The following is a 19,387-nucleotide window of genomic DNA, read 5'->3' as shown; positions in this document are numbered from 1 at the left end:
CTGCCTCAGATCTCCGCGTCGTACGTTTCCTTGTCGTGGCCGTGGTGCCAGGGGGCCCGCGGGTCGTAGGAGGCGATGTAGTAGTCCGCCTCGCAGGTGTAGGTGGCGGGGAAGAGCTGGTGCGCCCGCAGCTTCAGGATGTCCATGGCCGCGAGCTCGTTGGCCAGTCCCTGCTGGTCCTGCTGGGCCGCCGGCTTGGCCTGCTCCTCGTCCACGAGTTCCTGGGCCGCCGCCAGGTTGTCCTTCAGGAACTGCGGCCACTGTGCGGGATCGTTGCTGTAGGTGTAGTGCGGTGTCACCCGGTAGTGGATCAGCTTGGGCCACCTGGCGTCGGGGTTGTTCAGCGGCGCCGCCGGGTCCAGGACGTGGGTGACGGTCGGGTGCGTGTCCTTGTACGGCTTCAGCGCGGCCGCGCTCGTGGCGGCCCCCTGAACGTGCTGCCCCGGGGCGGCGAAGCCGATCTTCTTGTCGCCGAGGTCGATCGGGTGGTTGGCGGCGATCCACTGCTCGTAGCCCGCGGCCAGGCCGGTGGTGCCGCTCTGCATCGCGGTGCGGATGGGCCGCTCGACCTTGGTGAAGTGCTCGTTGGTGTTGGACTTGGCGGAGCCCAGGAAGATGTTCCAGGCGGTGTCGTTGGCGCCCGCGACGAAGTCGCCGTTGATCGCGTGCATCGCAGTGGCCGCGTTCTGCTGGCCGTTGGCGCGCACCAGGTTGCGGTCGGCCGCCTTCATCACGGAGAAGTCCGCGGGCTCGCCGGGTGACGAGCCGCCACCGCTGTTGCTGAGCATCCGCTCCAGGTACAGGGAGTTCCCGAGGGTGCCGCCGCCGGGGTAGACCAGGCCGGCTCCGTTGAGCACGTCGGTCTGGAGGCCGGCGAGCGACGCGCTGCTGGGCGTCGTCGTGGCGAACGGCGTGAAGGCGGCCGCCCGTTGCACCACCGCCTCCCCGGCCCGCGGCCCGGAGCCGTGCGCGTCCGTGTGCTCCTCGGTCGGCTCCGCGATGGCGGGCCCGTTCCCGGGCAGCGCCCTGCGCATCACCCGTACGGCGTTGGCCTCGGCCTCGCGCTCGAACCGGTCCGAGGGGTCGGAGACCCTGAGACCGGAGCCGTTGTCGGCGCCCGCGACGGGGCCCCGGCGTTGCTGGAGGACGTGGGTCAGCTCGTGCGCCAGGGTGTGCCGGTCCCCGCCGCCCTCCCCGATGACGACGTGGTTGCCGGAGGTGTACGCGCGGGCCCCGACCTCGGCCGCCGAGGCGCGGGCGGCGCTGTCGTCGTGGACCCGGACGGCGGAGAAGTCGGCGCCCATCCGGCCCTCCATCTCGGAGCGGACGGCGGCGTCCAGCGGACGGCCGGGCGTGCGCAGGACGTCGTGGACGGCCGAGCGCTGCACCGCGTCGCCGCTGCGTCCGTCCCGTTCGAGCATCTGGACGACGGCCCGGTTCCCGACGGCGGCCTGCAGCCCCATCAGCTCCGGCCGCGCGGCCCCGCCACCACGGCGGGAGGGGTGGGCCGTCGCACCGGCCCGTCCGGTAGCCCGTGCGGCAGCCTGGGCCCGGGCGCTGTCCCGGGCGTGCAAGGGGGCATGCAAGAGGGCCTCTTCCCACGCAGGAACACCGACCCTTCCTGCATACGCGCCCGGCGCCCGGAGCGCCAGGGACCGAAGGGCAGACCCGGGTGCCCCGGTGGGCACCCCGTGGGGCAACACCCGGGGCTCAGGTGAGAGCGGCGACCAGCAGGGTGAAGGCGGTGATGATGACGGCGATGCGGACGTAGTGGTAGCGGTCCCAGCGGTTCAGCTGCTCCTTCCAGTCCGCGGGCCGGTTCTCGGGGGTCCACGTCTTGGTCCGGTTGTTGATCGGGACGAGCAGCAGGATCGACATGATCACGCTGAGGACCAGCAGCGCGCCGGCGGTGACGACGAGTCCGGCGCCGTCGTGGTGCCAGCCGGCGACGGCCCATACGGCGCTCAGGGCGAGCGAGCCGATGTACCAGAACGGCATGACGGCGCCGAGCATCCGGCCGCCGTGGCTTCGGCCGAGCTGGCCGCTGTCCTCGGGGAGGGCGTCGAGGATCCGGTTGACGACGAAGGCGACGGAGAACTCCACCCCCACCATGAGGCCGACGATCACGGTGGTGGCGATCCGAAGTGCGTCGAGCATGACTACCCCTCCTGGAATCTAGCGTTGCTAGCTGGTGAGGCAACGCTAGTACTACTGCCGCTTGATTGTCTAGCAGTGCTAGGATCGAATCATGTCGGTACAGGAACGCAAGGAGCGCGAACGGGCCGTCCGCGAGCGCCTCATCGTGGCGACGGCCCGCGAACTCGCCGAGCGGCAGGGCTGGGAGGCGGTCACCACCCGCCGGCTCGCCGAGCGCATCGAGTACAGCCAGCCCGTCCTCTACAGCCACTTCCGCGGCAAACGCGAGATCATCGGCGCCGTCGCCCTGGAGGGCGCCGCCGAGATGGCCGCGGCGCTGCGGGCCGCCGCCCGCGCCGCGGACGGCCCGCGCGCCCGGGTCGCCGCCCTCGCCCGCGCCTACCTCGACTTCGCCGAGCGCAATCCGGCGGTCTACGACGCCATGTTCCAGCTCGACGGCGGCCTGGCGTTCGCGGACGAGGAGACCCCGGAGCCGCTGAAGGACGCCTTCGCCGCGCTGCTGGAGACGCTCGGCGAGGTCGCCGGGGAGGGCGTCCACCCGGCACTGTTCACCGAGCTGTTCTGGGCGGGCCTGCACGGGCTGGCCACCCTGACCCGGGCGGGACGGCTGCCGCCGGAGGACGCCGAGCGGAGGGTGGAACTGCTGGTGGACCGGCTCGCCGTGGTCTGACGCGCCGTCCGGGTGGGCCGCGGCATCGCTTCTGCACACTCGCGCGCGGCATCGCCTCCGGTCACTCGTGCCGGTGGCGGACCGATCGCACACCGCGCCACGGAAGGTGAGGGATCGGGCACAGTGGGTAGGAGCCGGGCGTCACCCCCTACCCACGGGAGCCCCGCATGGCCCAGCAGGCCGACCTCATCCTCCACGGCGGCGAGATCGTCACCGTCGCCGAGAGCGCCGACGACCCCGGGAGCGCCGGGAGCACCGAACGTTCCGGTGGTGACGCCGGGCCCGGGCCGGAGGCCGTGGCCGTCAAGGACGGCACGATCGTCTTCGTCGGTCCCCGGCAGGAGGCGCTGGACCGGTGGAGCGGCCCGCACACCGTCGTACGGGACCTCGGGGGCCGCGCCCTGCTGCCCGGGTTCATCGACGCCCACGGGCACCTCGGCGGTATCGGCCTGCAGGCCACCATCGCCAACCTGCTGGCCGCGCCGGACGGCGACGTCACCGACCTCGACTCGCTGAAGGGCAAGCTGCGCGCCTGGGCCGACAGCCCGGTGGGGGCGGACTCCGGGTGGATCGTCGGGTTCGGGTACGACGACGCGATGCTCGCCGAGGGCCGCCACCCCACCCGCGACGACCTCGACGAGGTGTCCACGGACCGTCCGGTGCTCGCCATCCACCAGTCCTTCCACCTCGGCGCGGTGAACAGCCTCGGCCTGCAGCGGCTCGGCTACTCGGCCGCCACTCCCGACCCCGAGGGCGGGGTGATCCGGCGCCGCGAACTCGCCGTCCCGCCCTCGTACGGCGAGCCCGACGGGGTCCTGGAGGAGAAGGCGTTCACCCCGGCTTCCGAGCTGGCGCTGGAGGAACTGCCGGAACGGGAGCTGCTGACGCTGTTCATCACCGGCGCGGCCACGGCGGCGAGCTTCGGCTTCACCACCGTCCAGGAGGGCGGAACCACCCTCAAGAACCTCAAGGCGCTGCGGGACACGGCCGCCGCCGTGCCCTTCACCGTCGACGTGGTCGCGTACGTGAAGGCCGACGAGGCGACCTCCTCCGCCCTGGACGACCCGATCGGGGTGAGCGACGAGTACGTGGACGGCGTCCGCGCGGCCGGCGTGAAACTGGTTCTGGACGGCTCGCCGCAGGGGCGCACGGCCTGGCTCACCGAGCCGTACCTGACGCCGCCGGCCGGGAAGCCCGAGGACTACTGCGGGTACCCGGCGCAGCCGGACGACGCGGTGGTGGCCAAGCAGGTCGGCACCGCCGTCGAGCGGGGCTGGCAGGTCCTGGCGCACGTCAACGGGGACGCCGCGATCGACCAGTTCCTCCGGGCGGTCGAGGCGGCCGGCCCGGGCCGGCGGCCCACCGTGGCGATCCACGCGCAGACCGCCCGCGAGGAGCAGGTCGGCGCGTTCGCCCGGCTGGGGGTCGTGCCGTCCTTCTTCTCCATGCACACCTACTACTGGGGCGACTGGTACCGCCGGACCGTCCTCGGTGAGGGGCGGGCGGCGACCATCTCCCCCGCTCGCTGGGCGCTCGACCGGGGCCTGCGCTACACCTCGCACCACGACGCGCCGGTGGCGCTGCCGAACTCGATCGCCGTGCTGTCCAGCCAGGTGACCCGGCGCACCCGCACCGACGGGGTCGTCCTCGGGCCGGAGCAGCGGGTGTCAGCGCTGGACGCGGTCCGCGCGATCACCCTCAACGCCGCCCACCAGTACGGCGAACAGGACCGCAAGGGCAGCATCGAGGTCGGCAAGCTCGCGGACCTGGTGATCCTCAGCGCCAACCCGCTGACGGTCGACCCGGAGGCGATCCGCGACATCGAGGTCATCGAGACGATCAAGGCGGGGACGACCGTCCACCCGCCCGCACCCGCCGGCCGGACCTCCGCGGTCCCGGCCACCGCGCCCACCCCGCGCTGGGGCTGCTGCTGACCGGCGGCTCTCACGCCACGCCCGGCGGCGGCCCAGGCCGCCGGGCGTGGCGGGGCGTTCGGGGCGTTCGGCCGGAGGCCTCAGCCGTCGGCTTCGGCCGAGAGCCAGGTCTGCCAGACGTGGAGCGAATTGGGCACCTCCGGACGATCGAGGAGCCAGAGCACATAGCCGGCATGCCGCCGTGCCCACGGATCGTCGGACCGGGCGGCGGTGTCCAGCCTGCCGCGAAGATCCGCACCGTCGACGGCTCGGGCAACGCGCAGGTACTCGCGGTCCTTGCAGCGGTAGGCCCTCCGAACGACGAGCTCGACCAGGTCGGTGAGCTTCGCTCTGACCCTCTCACCGTGGCCGGCGACCGCCACGGCCCGTACGAGGCTCTGCTTCGTGCCCCAATGCTTGGCATGCCGGGTCCACTCCTGCGGATACCGTGCCTCCCATTCCAGGAAGAGGAGCGCATAGGGCAGGCCCGGCCATGTCCTGATGTCCCCGGCCGGGCGGTTCCACAAGGCCTCGGGCAGCGAAGACGTCCCGGCTTCGACGTACCTCTCGTATGCCCGCAGGAGGACCGAATCCCGCCACTGCTCCTGTCCGCCGGGCGGCAGTGTCAGGTGCCACAGGTCGTTGTACCGGCCAAGGGCGTCCTCCACCTTTCCCTGGGCATCGGCGAGTTGGGCCAGCGCCGCGGCCCGCTCGGCCGGATCGTCGGCGATCAGCCCGAACGCCCAGCCCAACCGCGCGTCCCATGCACGGGTTTCATCGGCGCCCGTACCGGCATCAGCTTCTTTCGTCACGCGGGAGATCATTCCTCAGGCACCGCACCGGGGTGCATCGGCCCTCACCTTCGGCCGGGGCCCGGCGCGGCGGCCGGGCCCCGGACGGTGTGGGGCGCACCGGTGGGGTGGGTCAGGAGAGCAGGCCGTCGTAGTCGGGCAGCTTGAAGGTCTGCTCGGCGTGACCGCCGTTCAGGTCCGTCCAGTTGTTGCCGACGCTGGCGATGATCGTGTAGCCCTCGTTCTCGATCTCCGTGCGCTCGTCGGTCTTGTACTGCTGCACCGACTTGAAGAGGTCGCCCAGGCCGCGCCCGTGCAGCTCGTCCACGGTGTAGCCGGCCTTCTGCAGGCTGTAGCGGGTGACGGGTTCGATGAAGTCCACCCGCGCGGTGACGAAGATGACCGCGACCCCGCGCGAGTGGGCGTACTGCGCCAGCTCCACCACCGGCGAGATGCCGGGCATGGTGAACGGGTGGAAGTGCGTCGCGAGGGTGGTGTTGTCGATGTCGAAGACGATCGCGGGCGTCTCGTCCGACGGCTCGGCGGTGCGCTGCTCGATGTAGGCGCGGGCGGGCGCGATCGCGGCGGTGACGTCGGCCAGCCACTGCTGCTCGGTCACCGTGCTGCCGGCCGCGGCGGCTACGGGAGCGGGGGCGGGGGCCGGGGCGGCGACGGCGGGGGTGGCGAGACCGGCGGTGATCGCGGCCGTCAGGGTCGCGGTGGCGACGAGCTTTGCCTTGAGGCTCATGTCTGGAACTCGGCTTTCGATGTGCGGGACGGACGGACGGTCGGTCAGGTGATCGGTCGGTCAGGTGGTCAGGTGGTCAGGTGGTCGGTGCGGCGCTCGGGGTCGGGCTGCGGTACGAGCCGGCCACGATGGGCCATTCCTGGTGGTAGAGCTTGAAGGGCAGGTCCTTCTCGAACAGCGGGGTGCCGAGGACGGCGATCCTCGCCAGCACGGCCCCGTCGACGTCGAGCCCGCCGTAGAGGCCGCCGCTGCCGTCGATCCCCGGCCTGACGCCGCCGCTGTCGAGCGCGACCGTGACCGTGCCCCGCACCTGGGCCCGCAGGTACGGCCGGACGGTCGCCTTCACGCCCAGCGCGTCGTACAGCGCGACCGACCCCTCGGCGACCAGGGCGCTGCGCACGTCGGCGGAGCCGGTGAAGACGGCCTTGACCGGGGTGACGCTGGTGCTGACCGGGTCGACGGCGCTGTGCCAGCCGGCCGCCTTGGTGTAGTCGGCGTGGAGGGCCCAGGTGCCGTCGACGGTCTGCCCGACGTCGACGCTGACGGTGCCGTCGGCGCTGACCTCGGCGTAGACCGTGAGGTTGAGGGTGATCACCACCGGGAGCGCGCCGACCATCACGGTGGGGCTGGCGGTGAGGGCGGCGACCGGGATCCTGACCGGGCCGGTGGAGCCGGTGAGCCCGGCGGTGAGGTGCCAGTCGGCGTGCGCGCCCAGGTCGAAGCCGACCGTGGCCTGCTCGGGAGCGAGGATGCCGTGGGCGCCCTGGTAGGTGAAGACGACGCTGGGGTCGAGTTCGATCGAGCCCGTCAGCGCCGCCGTGGATCCGCCGGGCAGCGGGACGGTGTCGTCGGCGTCCAGCTTCAGCACGGCCGAGGCCGAGCCACTGCCCCCGTCGGGCTTCGGGACGTAGGAGACCTTGAGGTCCTTGACCTTGGGGGTGACCCGGATCTTGTGCGGATCCAGCGCGGCCTTGATGTTCGCCCAGGTCTGGCCGAGCAGCTCCGAGATGGTGGCCGGGCGGGTGTCGACCTGCACCTTCCCGGCGCCGGCGGGCTTGACGGCGGTGATCGCCAGCAGCGCGCCCTGCGGCGCGGCGGCGGACGGCGGGCTGTCGATCAGCCGGCCGGTGCGCACGGCGGCGGTGGCCGCGGCGGTGGCGGACGGGCTCGGAGCGCTCCTGCCGTCGTCGGCGACGACGGCGAGCACGGCCTTGCCGCTCTGCCGGTCGTACGAGGTCAGTGTGAGGTCCGCCGCCCCGGCCTCGGAGGTCGCGACGGCCGGTGTCCCGGACGGGGACGGGGTGGCCGCCGTCGGAGCGCCGGGGACGATCGGGGCGGCCGACGGGCGGACGGGCGACGTGACGGTCGACGCGAGGGGCGTCGGTGTGGCGGACGGTGCGCCGTCGGCGGCCGGGGTCACCAGGGTGACGGAGGGGTTGCCGCCGGGCGCCGGGGAGACGGGCGGGCTCCCGTCGGGCGGAACGGGCACGGCCTGGGCGGCGGCGCCGTGGTCGGCGGGCTGGGCTGTCGGGCTCGTCGGATCGCAGGCGCTCAGGGAGAGCACCACGGAGACGACGAGCGCCGGCAGCACGAGGGTGCGCATGGACATGCGGAGGGTCACCTTCGGCGTAAGGCGGACAGGAAACGGGCGGGAACGAGCGGGAACGGGTCGGAACGGGCGGAACAGGCAGGGAAGCCGTCGGCAGGCGATCAACAAGGTGTCAAGGGCATGCCAGACATACGGTCGGCAAGGTCCACCGGGGGAAGGCCCGGGTGGCTACCGGCACAGCGAGGCGGGTCACGCGGGACACGGCCGAGGTCCGCCGTCGGCCGGGGCCGCGAAGGCGAGTCGCCCTTCGCGGCCTTGGCCTGGCGCCACAGGGGAAGACGCCAGGCCAAATCCGCAGGCAACCCTAAAACTAGAACCAGTAGTTTTGCCAGGCGAGAACGTACACTAGTCCACGACGAGGGACCAATACCCGGGGGTAACCACCGACGGACGAGAGGACCGAACAGATGGGCAGGCCGTCACGGCCACTGCTGACCCGGGACGGAATCATGCGGGCCGCGCTCGCCCTGGTCGACGAGGAGGGCGCCGCCGCACTCTCGACCACCCGCATCGCCGCCCGGCTGGGCGTCAAGGGGCCCTCGCTCTACAACTACGTCTCCAGCCGCGACGAGATCATCGCCGGAGTCAGCGACCTCATCGTCGCCGAGATGGACCTCGACCCGACCGTCCAGCCCTGGACCGCCGCCCTGGACGCCTGGGCCCGCTCCTACCGTGCCGCCCTCGCCAGCCACCCGAACATGGTGCCGCTGCTCGCCTCCCGGCCGACCCGCTCCGTCGCGGCCCTGCGGAGCTACGCCTGCGCGTTCGCCATGCTGCGCGAGGCCGGCTGGCCGGAGGAGCGCGTCCTCCCGGTCGTCCAGTCCCTCGAGTACCTCCTGATCGGCTCCGCGCTCCACCTCAACCAGCCGCACGACGCGGCCTGGGCGGACGACGACCTCCCGCCCGGACTCGAACCGCTGCGCAACGCCCCGCCCGACTTCCGCGAGCAGGCCTTCGAGACCGGCCTCGCCGCCCTGATCCGCAGCTTCCAGGACACCTTGAACGACCTTCAGGCCCCGCACGACGGCTGACGCGCGTGGTGCGCAGGGCCAGGGATCGGCGGGACCAGCGGATCCGAGGGGCCGGTATGTGACGTGATGTCGCATCCGTCGTCACTGGAAGGTACGGGATTGCCGCGTTCCGCTGTCCGGGAGGTCCGGAGGTGCTGGAGTGTCACCCGTGAGCGACCGCCGGTCCTACGAGAGCAACTCATCCGATGGGGTCCTCGCGGGCCGCACCGGCTGGTGTCGCTCCGTCGGGACGACCGCCGCCGCCCTCGCCCGCCACCTTCGCACCCAGGAGTGACCGCCGTGACCACCGTGCCCGCCCGCCACGACCACCGCATCGTGGTCATCACCGACCACGGCTCCGACGAGGGCAGCAGTGCCGTCCTCGAAGCCGCGGTCAAGCAGCTCACCGGCGCCGCCGCGTTACCCCTCGACGCCCGCCGCTTCATGACCGGCGGCGCCGACCGCGCCGAGGTCCGCGACGGCCGCCTCGCCCTGCACCTGGCCGAGGACGGCCGCACCCTCACCCCCGATGCCGTGATCGTCTACGAGATCCCCCCGGGCGACCGTCACCGCTTCGAGGACTTCCAGCGGGTGCTCGGCCGGAGCGACACCGCCCGCCTGGGCGCCGCGGACAGTGCCGCCTGGCGCAACGCCACCGACAAGAGCCGCACCGTCGAACGCTTCGCCCGGCACGGCGTCCCGCACGCCCCGACGATCACCCTGGACGCGCCGGACCGGGAGGCGGCGCTCGACGCGTTCAGCCGACTGGGCGGCGACGTGTGGACCCGGCCCGCCACCGGCCTGGGCGGCGACGGCGTCTTCCATGCCACCACCACCGCCCAGCTGCTGGCCGCCCGCGACCACTACGCCGCCACCGGCCGGAAGTGGCAACTCTCCCGGGACGCCCGCAACTTCGACGCCCGGGGCCGCCGCCACCAGCTGCGCGTCGTCGTCCTGGGCGAGCGCGTGCTGCGGGTCTGCGAGCACGTGCAGGAGGCGCTCGACGAGCCGTGCAACGAGGCGCGGGGCGCTCGCTCCACCGTGCTGCCGCCCGAGGAACTGCCGCAGCGGCTCGCCGACCTGGCCGTCGCCGCGACCCGCGCGCTCGGGCTGTCCTTCGGCGGGGTCGACCTCGCGGTCGCGGACGGCGGATGCGTCTTCGAGGTCAACGTCCACCCGGTGATCAGCGGCCCCGGCGCGCTGGAGGGCGTCGCCCTGCCCCTGGTCCAGGCCCACCTCACGGGGCCCTCGGCGCCCTGACCGGTTGACCGGCCCGCGCTGCTGGTGGCGAAAGGACTGGCCCTCGGCTGACGGTGCCTCAGTCGAGGGAGTCAAGTAACGGATGGGGGACGGGACTTGGCTGCGGGGCGGGTCCTGTTGAGTTCGAAGGTCGTTTCCGCAGATCAGCACGGGTGGTCGCGGTCGCGTTACCCAGTCGTTACGTCTGCGGGGCTTGTGGCCCCGGTCACACAGACTTCATCATCCTCGTCAAGCGGATGTCAACGCTGACATGAGTCAACGATGACAGTGCGGTTGCCGCTCACCCCAGCCCTGAACCTCGAGACCGCACCTCCTAGGAGCCACGATGTCTCGCACGCCCCGCCCCACCCTTTTCAGAGCCTCCGCCGCCGTCCTGGTCGGCGCCATGGCGCTCACGCTGACCGCCTGTGGCTCGGGTTCGAAGGGCGCCGCCGGCACCGGCTCCTCCGGAGGCGCGGTCAAGGTCGGCCTCATCACCAAGACCGACACCAACCCGTTCTTCGTCAAGATGAAGGAGGGCGCGCAGAAGGCCGCCCAGGAGGACGGCGTCACGCTGAGCACGGCGGCCGGCAAGTTCGACGGCGACAACGCCGGGCAGATCGCCGCGATCGAGAACATGGTGGCCTCGGGCGTCAAGGGCATCCTGATCACGCCCAGCGACTCCAAGGCGATCCTGCCCGCGATCAAGAAGGCCCGGGCCAAGGGCGTGCTGGTGATCGCCCTGGACAGCCCGACCGACCCGCAGGACGGCACCGACGCCCTGTTCGCCACCGACAACAGGAAGGCCGGTCAACTGATCGGCGAGTACGCCAAGGCCGCCATGACCGGCAAGCCCGCGAAGATCGCGACCCTCGATCTCGCGCCCGGCGTCGCGGTCGGCCAGCTGCGCCACGACGGCTTCCTGGCGGGCTTCGGTGTCGCCGCCGGCGACCCGGCGGTCGTCTGCTCGCAGGACACCGGCGGCGACCAGGCCAAGGGCCAGACCGCGATGGAGAACTGCCTGCAGAAGGCGCCCGACATCAACCTCGTCTACACCATCAACGAGCCCGCCGCGCTGGGCGCGTACACGGCGCTGAAGGCCAAGGGCCGCGAGAAGGACGTGATGATCGTCTCGGTCGACGGCGGCTGCGCCGGCACCCAGGCGGTCAAGGACGGGAAGATCGCGGCGACCTCGCAGCAGTACCCGCTGGTGATGGCCGAGAAGGGCGTCAAGGCGGTCGCCGACTTCGCCAAGACCGGCACCAAGGCCTCGGGTTACACCGACACCGGCGTCACTCTGGTCACGGACAAGCCGCAGCCGGGCGTGGACCACAAGGACACCGGCTTCGGCCTGGCCAACTGCTGGGGCTGATCCCCGCTCCGAAGCAGCGGCCCGGCCAGGACCCCCTCGCCTGACCTGACCTGACCAGGGCCACCCGCCCCGCCCGGGCCGCTACCGCTCCGCCGGCGCGACGCCGTTCGCTCGGCCCGTCGACCGGCTCCATCGGCAAGGACCTCCTCATGACGACCTCCACCGCCCCGTACGCGGACCTCACCGGGCCGACGTTCGCCCGCCGGATCATGACCGCGCCGACCGCGGGCCCGCTTGCCGCCCTCGTTCTGGCCTGCGCCTTCTTCTCCCTGACGACGGACCAGTTCCTCTCCGGCGGGAACTTCTCGCTGGTCATCCAGCAGGTGATGGTGGTCGGCACACTGGCCATCGGCCAGACGCTGATCATCCTGACCGCCGGCATCGACCTGTCCTGCGGGGCGGTGATGGCCTTCGGATCGATCGTGATCGCGAGGACGGCCGCGGCGGGCACGGTGCCGCCGCTGGTGGCGATCGCGCTCGGGCTCACCGTCTGCGCGGGCTTCGGACTGGTCAACGGTCTGCTGGTGAAGCTGATCCCGCTGCCGCCGTTCATCGTCACGCTCGGCATGCTGAACGTGGCCTTCGCGCTCACCCACATCTACTCCAAGGAGCAGACCGTCTCCGACCTGCCGAGCCAACTGACGTTCCTCGGCGGCACGTTCCCGCTCGGACGCACCGACGTCACCTACGGCTCGCTGGTCGCCCTCGCGCTGTTCGCCCTCTTCGCCTACCTGCTGAGCAGCACCTCCTGGGGCCGGCACGTCTACGCACTCGGCAACAGCTCCGAGGCCGCCCGGCTCAACGGCATCCGCATCGGCCGGCTCACCATCGGCCTGTACGCGCTGGCCGGACTGGTCTACGGTGTCGCCGCGCTGCTCCTGATCTCCCGCACCGGCGTCGGCGACCCGCAGGCCGGGCAGACGGACAACCTCGACAGCATCACCGCCGTGGTGCTCGGCGGCACCAGCCTGTTCGGCGGCCGCGGCAGCGTGCTCGGCTCGCTGATCGGCGCTCTCATCGTCGGAGTGTTCCGCAACGGCCTCCAGCTGATGGGCGTCGCGTCCATCTACCAGACGCTGATCACCGGCGTCCTGGTCATCCTCGCCGTCACCGTCGACCAGCTCTCCCGGAAGAGGACCCGTTGATGAGCACCCGGACTCCCACGCCCGTCCTGCAGGCCCGCGGCCTGGTCAAGCGCTACGGTCACGTCACCGCCGTCGACGGCGCCGACTTCGACCTCCTGCCCGGAGAGGTCCTCGCCGTGATCGGCGACAACGGCGCCGGCAAGTCGAGCCTCGTCAAGGCCCTGACCGGGGCCGTCACCCCCGATGAGGGGGAGATCCGCCTGAACGGCGAGGCCGTCCGCTTCAGCGGCCCGCAGGACGCCCGGGCGCACGGCATCGAGACCGTCTACCAGGACCTCGCGGTCGCCGCCTCGATGGACATCGCCTCCAACATGTTCCTCGGCCGAGAACTGCGCCGGCCCGGCCCGCTCGGCAGCGTGCTGCGGATGCTCGACAGGAAACGGATGCGCGAGGAGGCGGCCGAGCACATGGCCGACCTGAAGATCGGTCTGCGCTCGCTCACCCAGCCGGTGGAGACGCTCTCCGGCGGCCAGCGCCAGGCCGTGGCCGTGGCCCGCGCCGTCGCCTGGGCCCGCAGCGTGGTGGTGATGGACGAGCCCACGGCCGCGCTCGGCGTCAAGGAGTCCGGACAGGTGCTCGACCTGATCCGCCGGGTCCGCGACAGGGGCCTCCCGGTGGTGCTCATCAGCCACAACATGCCCCATGTCTTCGAGATCGCCGACCGGATCCACGTGCACCGGATGGGCCGGCGCGCAGCCCTGATCAAGCCCGGCGACCACTCGATGTCGGAGGTGGTCGCCATCATGACCGGCGCGCTCACCGTCGACGAGGACGGCGGCGGTACCGTTGTCGCCGACGCCGAGGCCGCCAAGGCCGCCGGAGTCGGAACCGACTGAGAAGAACGTCCCCCGCAGTGGCCTCGCGCGCGAGACCGGGGCCGCTGCCTGGCGAAGGTGGGTACATGGCCGCGCCCCGTCGTACGACGCTGCACGATGTGGCTCAGGAGGTCGGCGTCAGCGCCAAGACCGTCTCCCGAGTCCTCAACGGCGACGGCCCGACCTCGGCGCAGACCCGCGAGAAGGTCCTGGCGGCGGTCGAGAGGCTGGGCTTCCAGCCGAACCTGATGGCCCGCAACATCCGCACCGGCGGCCCGGACACCACCGTCGGACTGATCATCCCCGACATGGGCAACCCGTTCTTCGGCACCGTCGCCGGAGGAATCGAGGACGCGATCCGCGACCGCGGACTGACCCTGCTGATGGGCTCCAGCGCCGACGATCCCGACCGGGAACGGGCGCTGACCAGCACCTTCCTGGCCCGCCGGGTCAGCGCCCTGATGGTGGCGCCCACGGCCCGGGCCGACCACGCCCACCTGCGGACGGCCCGCAACAGCGGGATGCCGGTGATCTTCCTCGACCGGCCCGGTGCCGGCCTGACCGCCGACTGCGTGGTCAGCTCCAACCGGGACGGAGGCCGTGACGGCACCGCCCACCTGATCGCCCGCGGGCACCGGCGGATCGCCTTCGTCGGCGACCGGCCGGTGGGCCTCTTCACCCGCCGCGAGCGTCTGGCCGGCTATCGGGAGGCGCTCGACGCCGCCGGCCTGCCCTACGACCGCTCGCTGGTGGTCGACGGCCACACCCAGGCCGAGGCCGCCGAGGCCACCGTACGACTGATGCAGCGGGCGGAACCGCCGACCGCGATCCTCGCCGCCAACAACCTGTCCGCCATGGGCACCGTACTCGGGCTGGCCCGCGCCGGCCGACGCGACACCGCCCTCGTGTCCTTCGACGACCTGCCGTTCGCGGAGGTGCTGGAACCCGCCATCACGGCCGTCGCCCAGGACCCGGCCGCCATCGGCGCCGCCGCGGCCGAACTCGCCCTCGCCCGCCTCGACGGTGACCGCAGCCGGGCCCGGACCGTCACCGTCCCCACCCGTCTCATCGTCCGCGGCTCCGGCGAACTCCCGCCCGCTGCCTAGCGTTTCGGACCGACCAACGAGCACAACGGCCCACCCGGACACCGTTCCGACACAGCCGTCCCGCCGCAATGCCTCGGCACCGTCGTGCCCAGGGGCCCACCCCGCGGATCGTCCCCGTCGCCCAGTCCCGCACACCCGACGGAAGGAGCACCATGTCCAGAACCACCCGGCGCCGCCGACTGCTCGCCGCCACGACCGTCCTGTCCGGGCTGGCCCTGCTCACCGCGTCGCCGGCCACCGCCGGCCCGCCGTATCACGAGCAGTACCGGCCCCAGTTCCACTTCTCCCCGGCCCGGAACTGGATGAACGACCCCAACGGCCTGATCTGGTACCAGGGTCAGTACCACCTGTTCTTCCAGTACAACCCGTCGGGCAACAGCTGGGGCAACATGTCCTGGGGTCACGCGGTGAGCACCGACCTGGTGCACTGGACGCAACTGCCGCTCGCCATCGCGCAGGACGCCGACGAGATGGTCTTCTCCGGCAGCATCGTCCTCGACAAGGACGACTCCACCGGCTTCGGCAGCAAGGAGAACCCGCCGCTGGTGGCCGTCTACACCAGCCAGCGGAAGGGCACGGGCAGGCAGGAGCAGGCGCTCGCCTACAGCACCGACGGCGGCACCACCTGGACCAAGTACTCCGGCAACCCCGTCCTGGCCATCGGCTCCGCCGACTTCCGCGACCCCAAGGTCTTCTGGTACGCGCCCACCCACAGCTGGCTGATGGCCGTCGCCCTCTCCGACCGGCACAAGGTCTCCTTCTACTCCTCGTCCGACCTGAAGAGCTGGACCCATCTGAGCGACTTCGGCCCCGCGGGCGCCACCGGCGGCGTGTGGGAGTGCCCCGACCTCTTCCCGCTCGCGGTGGACGGCGACCCCGGGAAGACCAAGTGGGTGCTGGTCGTGGGCACCCAGTCCGTCGCGGGCGGCACCGGCACCCAGTACTTCACCGGCGACTTCGACGGCGAGCGCTTCACCTCCGACGACCCCGCCGCCTACGTCCCGCCCGGCGGCACCGTGCTGCAGGACTTCGAATCCGGCTCCTACGGCGACTGGACCACCAACGGCACCGCCTTCGGCACCGCCCCCGCCACCGGCACCCTGCCCGACCAGCAGACCGTCTCCGGCTACCGGGGCACCGGCCTGGTCAACAGCTACAACAGCGGCGACGGCTCCACCGGCACCCTCACCTCACCGGAGTTCACCGTCGGCAGGCGCTACCTGAACTTCCTGGTCGGCGGCGGGAACCACCCCCACACCGACGGCGCCGACACCCAGACCGCCGTCAACCTCCTCGTGGACGGCAAGGTGGTCCGCACCTCCACCGGCTCCAACAGCGAGACCCTCGACTGGACCTCCTGGGACCTGAAGGACCTGATCGGCAAGCAGGCCCGGATCCAGCTCGTCGACCACAACACCGACGGCTGGGGACACATCCTCGCCGACGACTTCACGGCGGCCGACGAGCCCGCGCTCAGCACCCCGCAGCGCGCCCACTGGGTCGACTACGGTCAGGACTTCTACGCCGCGGTCACCTACAACGACGCGCCCGGCGGACGCCGCGTCATGCTCGCCTGGATGAGCAACTGGAACTACGCGCAGGCCGTCCCCACCTCCCCCTGGCGCAGCGCCGACGCCTTCCCCCGTCAGCTCTCCCTGCGGACCGTGAACGGCAGGACCCGACTGGTCCAACAGCCGGTCGGCGAACTGAGGACCCTCCGCGACGCCGGCTCCACCATGCCGACCACCCCTGTCGACAGCGGCAGCACCCCGCTCGCCGTCCACGGCAGCACCCTGGAGCTGGAGGCCCAACTCACCCCGGGTACCGCCGACCGCTTCGGCCTCGACGTCCGCACCGGCGGCGGACAACGCACCCGGATCGGCTACGACACGACCACCGGCGAGGTCTCCATCGACCGCACCGCCTCCGGCCTGGTCGACTTCGACCCCACCTTCCCCGGCGTCCAACGAGCCCCGCTCGCCCTCGACGGCGGACCCCTCAGCCTGCACGTCCTCGTCGACGCCTCCTCCGTCGAGGTCTACGCCGAGAACGCGCGCGGCGGACAGGTCGTCCTCACCGACCAGGTCTTTCCCGACCCCTCCAGCACCGGCGTCGACGTCTTCGCCGACAACGGCACCGCGACCCTCGACCGCATGCGGGCGTGGCAGCTGGGTTCCGTCTGGACGTGACAGCCCCGGGACCGTGGCCCGATGCTGCTCGTACGTCCCGTCGCCCGCGGCGCGATCGAGATCAGTTGACCTGGCCGGCGGGCCGTACGACGAGGTGGTTGATGTCCACGCCTTCGGGCTGGTTGACGGCGAACAGGATCGTCTCGGCGATCTGCTCGGCGGTCAGGGTCGGCGCCGCCGCGGGTGATCCACCGCGCTCGTCCCAGAACGGGGTGTCCACGACCCCTGGGGCGACCAGAGTGACGCCGACGCGGTCCCCGGCCACCAGGAGCCGGACGTTCTCGGCCAGGGCGTGCGCGGCCCACTTGGTGACGGAGTACAGGTTGCCGGGCGTGTTCCTGGTGCCCGCGACCGAACCGACGATCACGATCCGGCCCTTGGACTCCCTCAGGTGCGGCAGTGTCTCGCGGACCAGCAGAGCCGGGCCGAGGACGTTGGTGAGGATCATGGCGCGCATGGCCGCGGGGTCGTGGTCCTCCAGCGTGCCGGGCAGGGAGAACCCGGCGTTCGCGATCACCGTGTCCAATCGTCCCCACGAGCCCGTGACGTGACGCACGGCGGCGGCGACATGGTTCTCGTCGCCGGCGTCACCGGTGATGGTCAGCAGCCGCTCGCCGGCTCCGGCGGAGGCGGCGAACGCGGCCAGGCGATCGGCGTCGCGGCCGGTGATCGCCACGCGGTGGCCTTGCTTGAGCAGGGCGCGGGCAGTGGCCGCACCGATCCCGCTCGAACCGCCGGTGATCAACGTGACGGGTTCCATGGCACGGCCTCCTTGGCGACGGCGGTATCGGGGATGCGCCAGGTTCCAGGTGTCGATGAACACCGAGTCGGCGGACGCAGGCTACCTGATCATCATGATGTCGTGACGCGACACCAAGACCGGGTGGCCTGCGACGCGGGCGTCGATCCCGGGTTGACGGGGCCGCTCGACCGGCCGTCAACTCGGGCCGGAGCGGCCGGATTCAGCGGACTTGTACATGACCGGTCAAGATTGGGTAACGGCCGTCCCGGCTTCTTGTCCACTGAATTGTTAGCGTTAACACTCTCCCCAGAGCGAAACGGCGACGCCACCTCCGGTTCAGCCCACACCGCTGCCCGGACCACCCTCCCGGTGGCACAGCAGATCGACAGGAGAAGTCCATGACCGCGCTTCGCGCACGGCTGTCGGCGATGCTCATCGCCGTCTGCCTGCTCTTCACCGGCCTGGCCGCGGCCGCCCCCCAGCAGGCCGCGGCCGCCGGTCCCGGCTACCTGATGGTGCACTTCATCGGCGAAGGCTCGACCGGTCAGCAGATGTACCTCTCGCACAGCACGGACGGCGTGCACTGGAACGACCTCAACGGTGGCGGGATGGTCCTGCGCTCCACCGTCGGCACACAGGGCGTGCGCGACCCCGCACTGGTGCGCTCCCCGGACGGAAGCCGGTACTGGATCATCGCGACCGACCTGTGCATCGGCTGCGGGCAGAACTGGGACCAGGCCGTGAACAACGCCAGCCGCAACCTGGTGGTGTGGGAGTCCACCGACCTGGCCACCTGGTCCCAGCCGTGGCTGCTCAACGTCGCCGGCGCGATCCCCGACGGCCGCAACGCCTGGGCGCCCGAGGCGATCTGGGACCCGGCGAGCAGCAGCTACGTCCTGTACTGGGCGACCAACGCGACCCTCGACGGCGTACTGAAGCACCGCATCTACGCCGCCCGCACGTCGGACTTCCGCACCATCACCACCCCGCAGGTGTACATCGACCGCCCCGGCACCCAGGGCATCATCGACACCCAGATCATCGAGGTGCCGTCGGGTGTCGGCAACTTCCGCTACGTGCGGGCCTCCGGCGACGGGCAGATCACCCTCGAGGGCGGCAACTCGATCCTCGGGACGTGGACCGACCTGGGCAACCTCTCCGGCATCGGCCTCACCGGCTCCCAGGTGGAGGGCCCGATGTGGATGAAGTTCAACGGCACCGACAAGTGGGCGCTCTACCTCGACCAGTACGCCAGCAGCGGTGGCTACATGCCGGTCCTGACCACCGACCCGTCCAACCCGGCCGTCTACCAGCGGCAGGCGTCGAGCGCCTACGACATGGGCGGCACGAAGAAGCGCCACGGCTGGATCCTCAACCTGACGGCCGCCGAGGAGAGCCGGGTGCTCGCCCGCTGGCCCAGCACCCCCGCCCAGCGGCTCCAGTCCTTCAACTTCCAGGACCGGTACGTGCGGCACGTCAACTTCGACGCGCGCATCGACCCGAACGTCAGCCCCGTCGACGACTCCCGGTTCCGCCTGCGGCCCGGCCTCGCGGGCACCGGCACCGTCTCCTTCGAGTCGGTGAACTTCCCCGGGTACTTCCTGCGGCACTTCGACTACGACTTCCAGTTGGTCCCCAACGACGGCAGCAGCCAGTTCGCCCAGGACGCGACCTTCCGCCAGGTCGCCGGGCTCGCCGACCCGACCTGGTCCTCGTTCCAGTCGTACAACCACCCCGACCACTACATCCGGCACTACGCGTACGAGTTGAAGCTCGACCCGATCACCACCGCGACCGGCCGCGGTGACGCCACCTTCCGCGTGACCGGCTGACCGGACCGGGTAGCTGACCCGACCGGGTGCCGGCGCCTCCGAGGAGCGC

Annotated in this window: 16 protein-coding genes; 10 read left to right on the top strand and 6 right to left on the bottom strand. The window is 71.8% G+C overall.

The genetic code is table 11. The features are described from left to right. Window positions 1-5 precede the first annotated feature (5 nt). Window positions 6-1,463 (bottom strand): eCIS core domain-containing protein, encoded by a 1,458-nt coding sequence (locus IE332_RS42470; RefSeq protein WP_373313854.1) that lies wholly within the window; start codon window positions 1,461-1,463, stop codon window positions 6-8. A gap of 247 nt (window positions 1,464-1,710) precedes the next feature. Then, on the bottom strand, window positions 1,711-2,157 hold the full coding sequence (locus IE332_RS27570) for an anthrone oxygenase family protein (protein WP_189921474.1): 447 nt from the start codon (window positions 2,155-2,157) through the stop codon (window positions 1,711-1,713). A 91-nt stretch (window positions 2,158-2,248) separates the two neighbouring features. Between IE332_RS27570 and IE332_RS27565 the strand changes: the two genes are divergently transcribed. Continuing rightward, complete coding sequence (locus IE332_RS27565; protein ID WP_189921472.1) at window positions 2,249-2,827, top strand: TetR/AcrR family transcriptional regulator; 579 nt, start codon at window positions 2,249-2,251, stop codon at window positions 2,825-2,827. 167 nt (window positions 2,828-2,994) lie between these two features. Then, window positions 2,995-4,761, top strand: coding sequence for an amidohydrolase (locus IE332_RS27560; protein ID WP_189921470.1), 1,767 nt, complete (start codon window positions 2,995-2,997; stop codon window positions 4,759-4,761). 80 nt (window positions 4,762-4,841) lie between these two features. On the opposite strand, the gene IE332_RS27555 is transcribed toward IE332_RS27560, so the two are convergent. From IE332_RS27555 to IE332_RS27545, 3 genes are all read right to left on the bottom strand, one after another. Further along, window positions 4,842-5,552: a hypothetical protein gene (locus IE332_RS27555; protein ID WP_229928956.1), complete on the bottom strand. Its 711-nt coding sequence runs from the start codon at window positions 5,550-5,552 to the stop codon at window positions 4,842-4,844. Between the two features lie 112 nt (window positions 5,553-5,664). Continuing rightward, window positions 5,665-6,279, bottom strand: coding sequence for an HAD family acid phosphatase (locus IE332_RS27550; protein ID WP_189921466.1), 615 nt, complete (start codon window positions 6,277-6,279; stop codon window positions 5,665-5,667). A gap of 76 nt (window positions 6,280-6,355) precedes the next feature. Further along, the gene (locus tag IE332_RS27545; protein WP_189921464.1) at window positions 6,356-7,888 is read right to left on the bottom strand and encodes a hypothetical protein; all 1,533 of its coding nucleotides are present in this window, start codon (window positions 7,886-7,888) and stop codon (window positions 6,356-6,358) included. A 407-nt stretch (window positions 7,889-8,295) separates the two neighbouring features. On the opposite strand from IE332_RS27545, the gene IE332_RS27540 reads away from it, so the two are divergent. The 7 genes from IE332_RS27540 (at window position 8,296) to IE332_RS27510 (ending at window position 16,764) form a co-directional block, all read left to right on the top strand. Then, window positions 8,296-8,919 carry a TetR/AcrR family transcriptional regulator gene (locus tag IE332_RS27540; RefSeq protein WP_189921462.1) on the top strand — a complete coding sequence of 208 codons (624 nt, stop codon included), beginning with the start codon at window positions 8,296-8,298 and terminating at the stop codon, window positions 8,917-8,919. A 279-nt stretch (window positions 8,920-9,198) separates the two neighbouring features. Further along, the gene (locus IE332_RS27535) at window positions 9,199-10,158 is read left to right on the top strand and encodes an ATP-grasp domain-containing protein (protein WP_189921460.1); all 960 of its coding nucleotides are present in this window, start codon (window positions 9,199-9,201) and stop codon (window positions 10,156-10,158) included. Window positions 10,159-10,483: 325 nt separating this feature from the next. Beyond that, a complete protein-coding gene (locus IE332_RS27530) occupies window positions 10,484-11,509 on the top strand; it encodes a sugar ABC transporter substrate-binding protein (RefSeq protein WP_189921458.1) in 1,026 nt (341 codons plus the stop codon). A 149-nt stretch (window positions 11,510-11,658) separates the two neighbouring features. After that, entirely contained in the window at window positions 11,659-12,654 is a 996-nt protein-coding gene (locus IE332_RS27525; protein ID WP_189921456.1) for an ABC transporter permease, read from the top strand. Next, entirely contained in the window at window positions 12,654-13,490 is an 837-nt protein-coding gene (locus IE332_RS27520; protein ID WP_373313853.1) for an ATP-binding cassette domain-containing protein, read from the top strand. Before IE332_RS27525 ends, IE332_RS27520 begins: the two co-directional genes overlap by 1 nt. 65 nt (window positions 13,491-13,555) lie before the next feature. Continuing rightward, window positions 13,556-14,575 carry a LacI family DNA-binding transcriptional regulator gene (locus IE332_RS27515; RefSeq protein WP_189921452.1) on the top strand — a complete coding sequence of 340 codons (1,020 nt, stop codon included), beginning with the start codon at window positions 13,556-13,558 and terminating at the stop codon, window positions 14,573-14,575. Between the two features lie 152 nt (window positions 14,576-14,727). Further along, entirely contained in the window at window positions 14,728-16,764 is a 2,037-nt protein-coding gene (locus tag IE332_RS27510; protein ID WP_189921450.1) for a glycoside hydrolase family 32 protein, read from the top strand. Between the two features lie 61 nt (window positions 16,765-16,825). Here IE332_RS27510 and IE332_RS27505 read toward each other — a convergent pair whose 3' ends face one another. After that, window positions 16,826-17,524, bottom strand: coding sequence for an SDR family oxidoreductase (locus IE332_RS27505; RefSeq protein WP_189921448.1), 699 nt, complete (start codon window positions 17,522-17,524; stop codon window positions 16,826-16,828). A 380-nt stretch (window positions 17,525-17,904) separates the two neighbouring features. Here IE332_RS27505 and IE332_RS27500 point away from each other — a divergent pair, with 380 nt between their 5' ends. Further along, window positions 17,905-19,338: a glycoside hydrolase family 43 protein gene (locus IE332_RS27500; RefSeq protein WP_189921446.1), complete on the top strand. Its 1,434-nt coding sequence runs from the start codon at window positions 17,905-17,907 to the stop codon at window positions 19,336-19,338. The last annotated feature ends 49 nt before the right edge of the window (window positions 19,339-19,387 follow it).

This window comes from Kitasatospora xanthocidica, assembly GCF_014656195.1.
GTDB lineage: Bacteria > Actinomycetota > Actinomycetes > Streptomycetales > Streptomycetaceae > Kitasatospora > Kitasatospora xanthocidica.
The sequence above is the reverse complement of the archived record's forward strand: the minus strand, read 5'-3'. Positions and strand labels throughout refer to the sequence as shown.

Bases quoted from the DNA above. Each gene is read 5' to 3' on its own strand.
- IE332_RS27520 (WP_373313853.1), top strand. From the start codon at position 12,654: ATGAGCACCCGGACTCCCACGCCCGTCCTGCAGGCCCGCGGCCTGGTC.
- IE332_RS27525 (WP_189921456.1), top strand. From the start codon at position 11,659: ATGACGACCTCCACCGCCCCGTACGCGGACCTCACCGGGCCGACGTTC.
- IE332_RS27530 (WP_189921458.1), top strand. From the start codon at position 10,484: ATGTCTCGCACGCCCCGCCCCACCCTTTTCAGAGCCTCCGCCGCCGTC.
- IE332_RS27540 (WP_189921462.1), top strand. From the start codon at position 8,296: ATGGGCAGGCCGTCACGGCCACTGCTGACCCGGGACGGAATCATGCGG.
- IE332_RS27560 (WP_189921470.1), top strand. From the start codon at position 2,995: ATGGCCCAGCAGGCCGACCTCATCCTCCACGGCGGCGAGATCGTCACC.
- IE332_RS27570 (WP_189921474.1), bottom strand. From the start codon at position 2,157: ATGCTCGACGCACTTCGGATCGCCACCACCGTGATCGTCGGCCTCATG.
- IE332_RS27565 (WP_189921472.1), top strand. From the start codon at position 2,249: ATGTCGGTACAGGAACGCAAGGAGCGCGAACGGGCCGTCCGCGAGCGC.
- IE332_RS27510 (WP_189921450.1), top strand. From the start codon at position 14,728: ATGTCCAGAACCACCCGGCGCCGCCGACTGCTCGCCGCCACGACCGTC.
- IE332_RS27500 (WP_189921446.1), top strand. From the start codon at position 17,905: ATGACCGCGCTTCGCGCACGGCTGTCGGCGATGCTCATCGCCGTCTGC.
- IE332_RS27550 (WP_189921466.1), bottom strand. From the start codon at position 6,279: ATGAGCCTCAAGGCAAAGCTCGTCGCCACCGCGACCCTGACGGCCGCG.
- IE332_RS27505 (WP_189921448.1), bottom strand. From the start codon at position 17,524: ATGGAACCCGTCACGTTGATCACCGGCGGTTCGAGCGGGATCGGTGCG.
- IE332_RS27515 (WP_189921452.1), top strand. From the start codon at position 13,556: ATGGCCGCGCCCCGTCGTACGACGCTGCACGATGTGGCTCAGGAGGTC.
- IE332_RS42470 (WP_373313854.1), bottom strand. From the start codon at position 1,463: ATGGGGCTGCAGGCCGCCGTCGGGAACCGGGCCGTCGTCCAGATGCTC.
- IE332_RS27545 (WP_189921464.1), bottom strand. From the start codon at position 7,888: ATGTCCATGCGCACCCTCGTGCTGCCGGCGCTCGTCGTCTCCGTGGTG.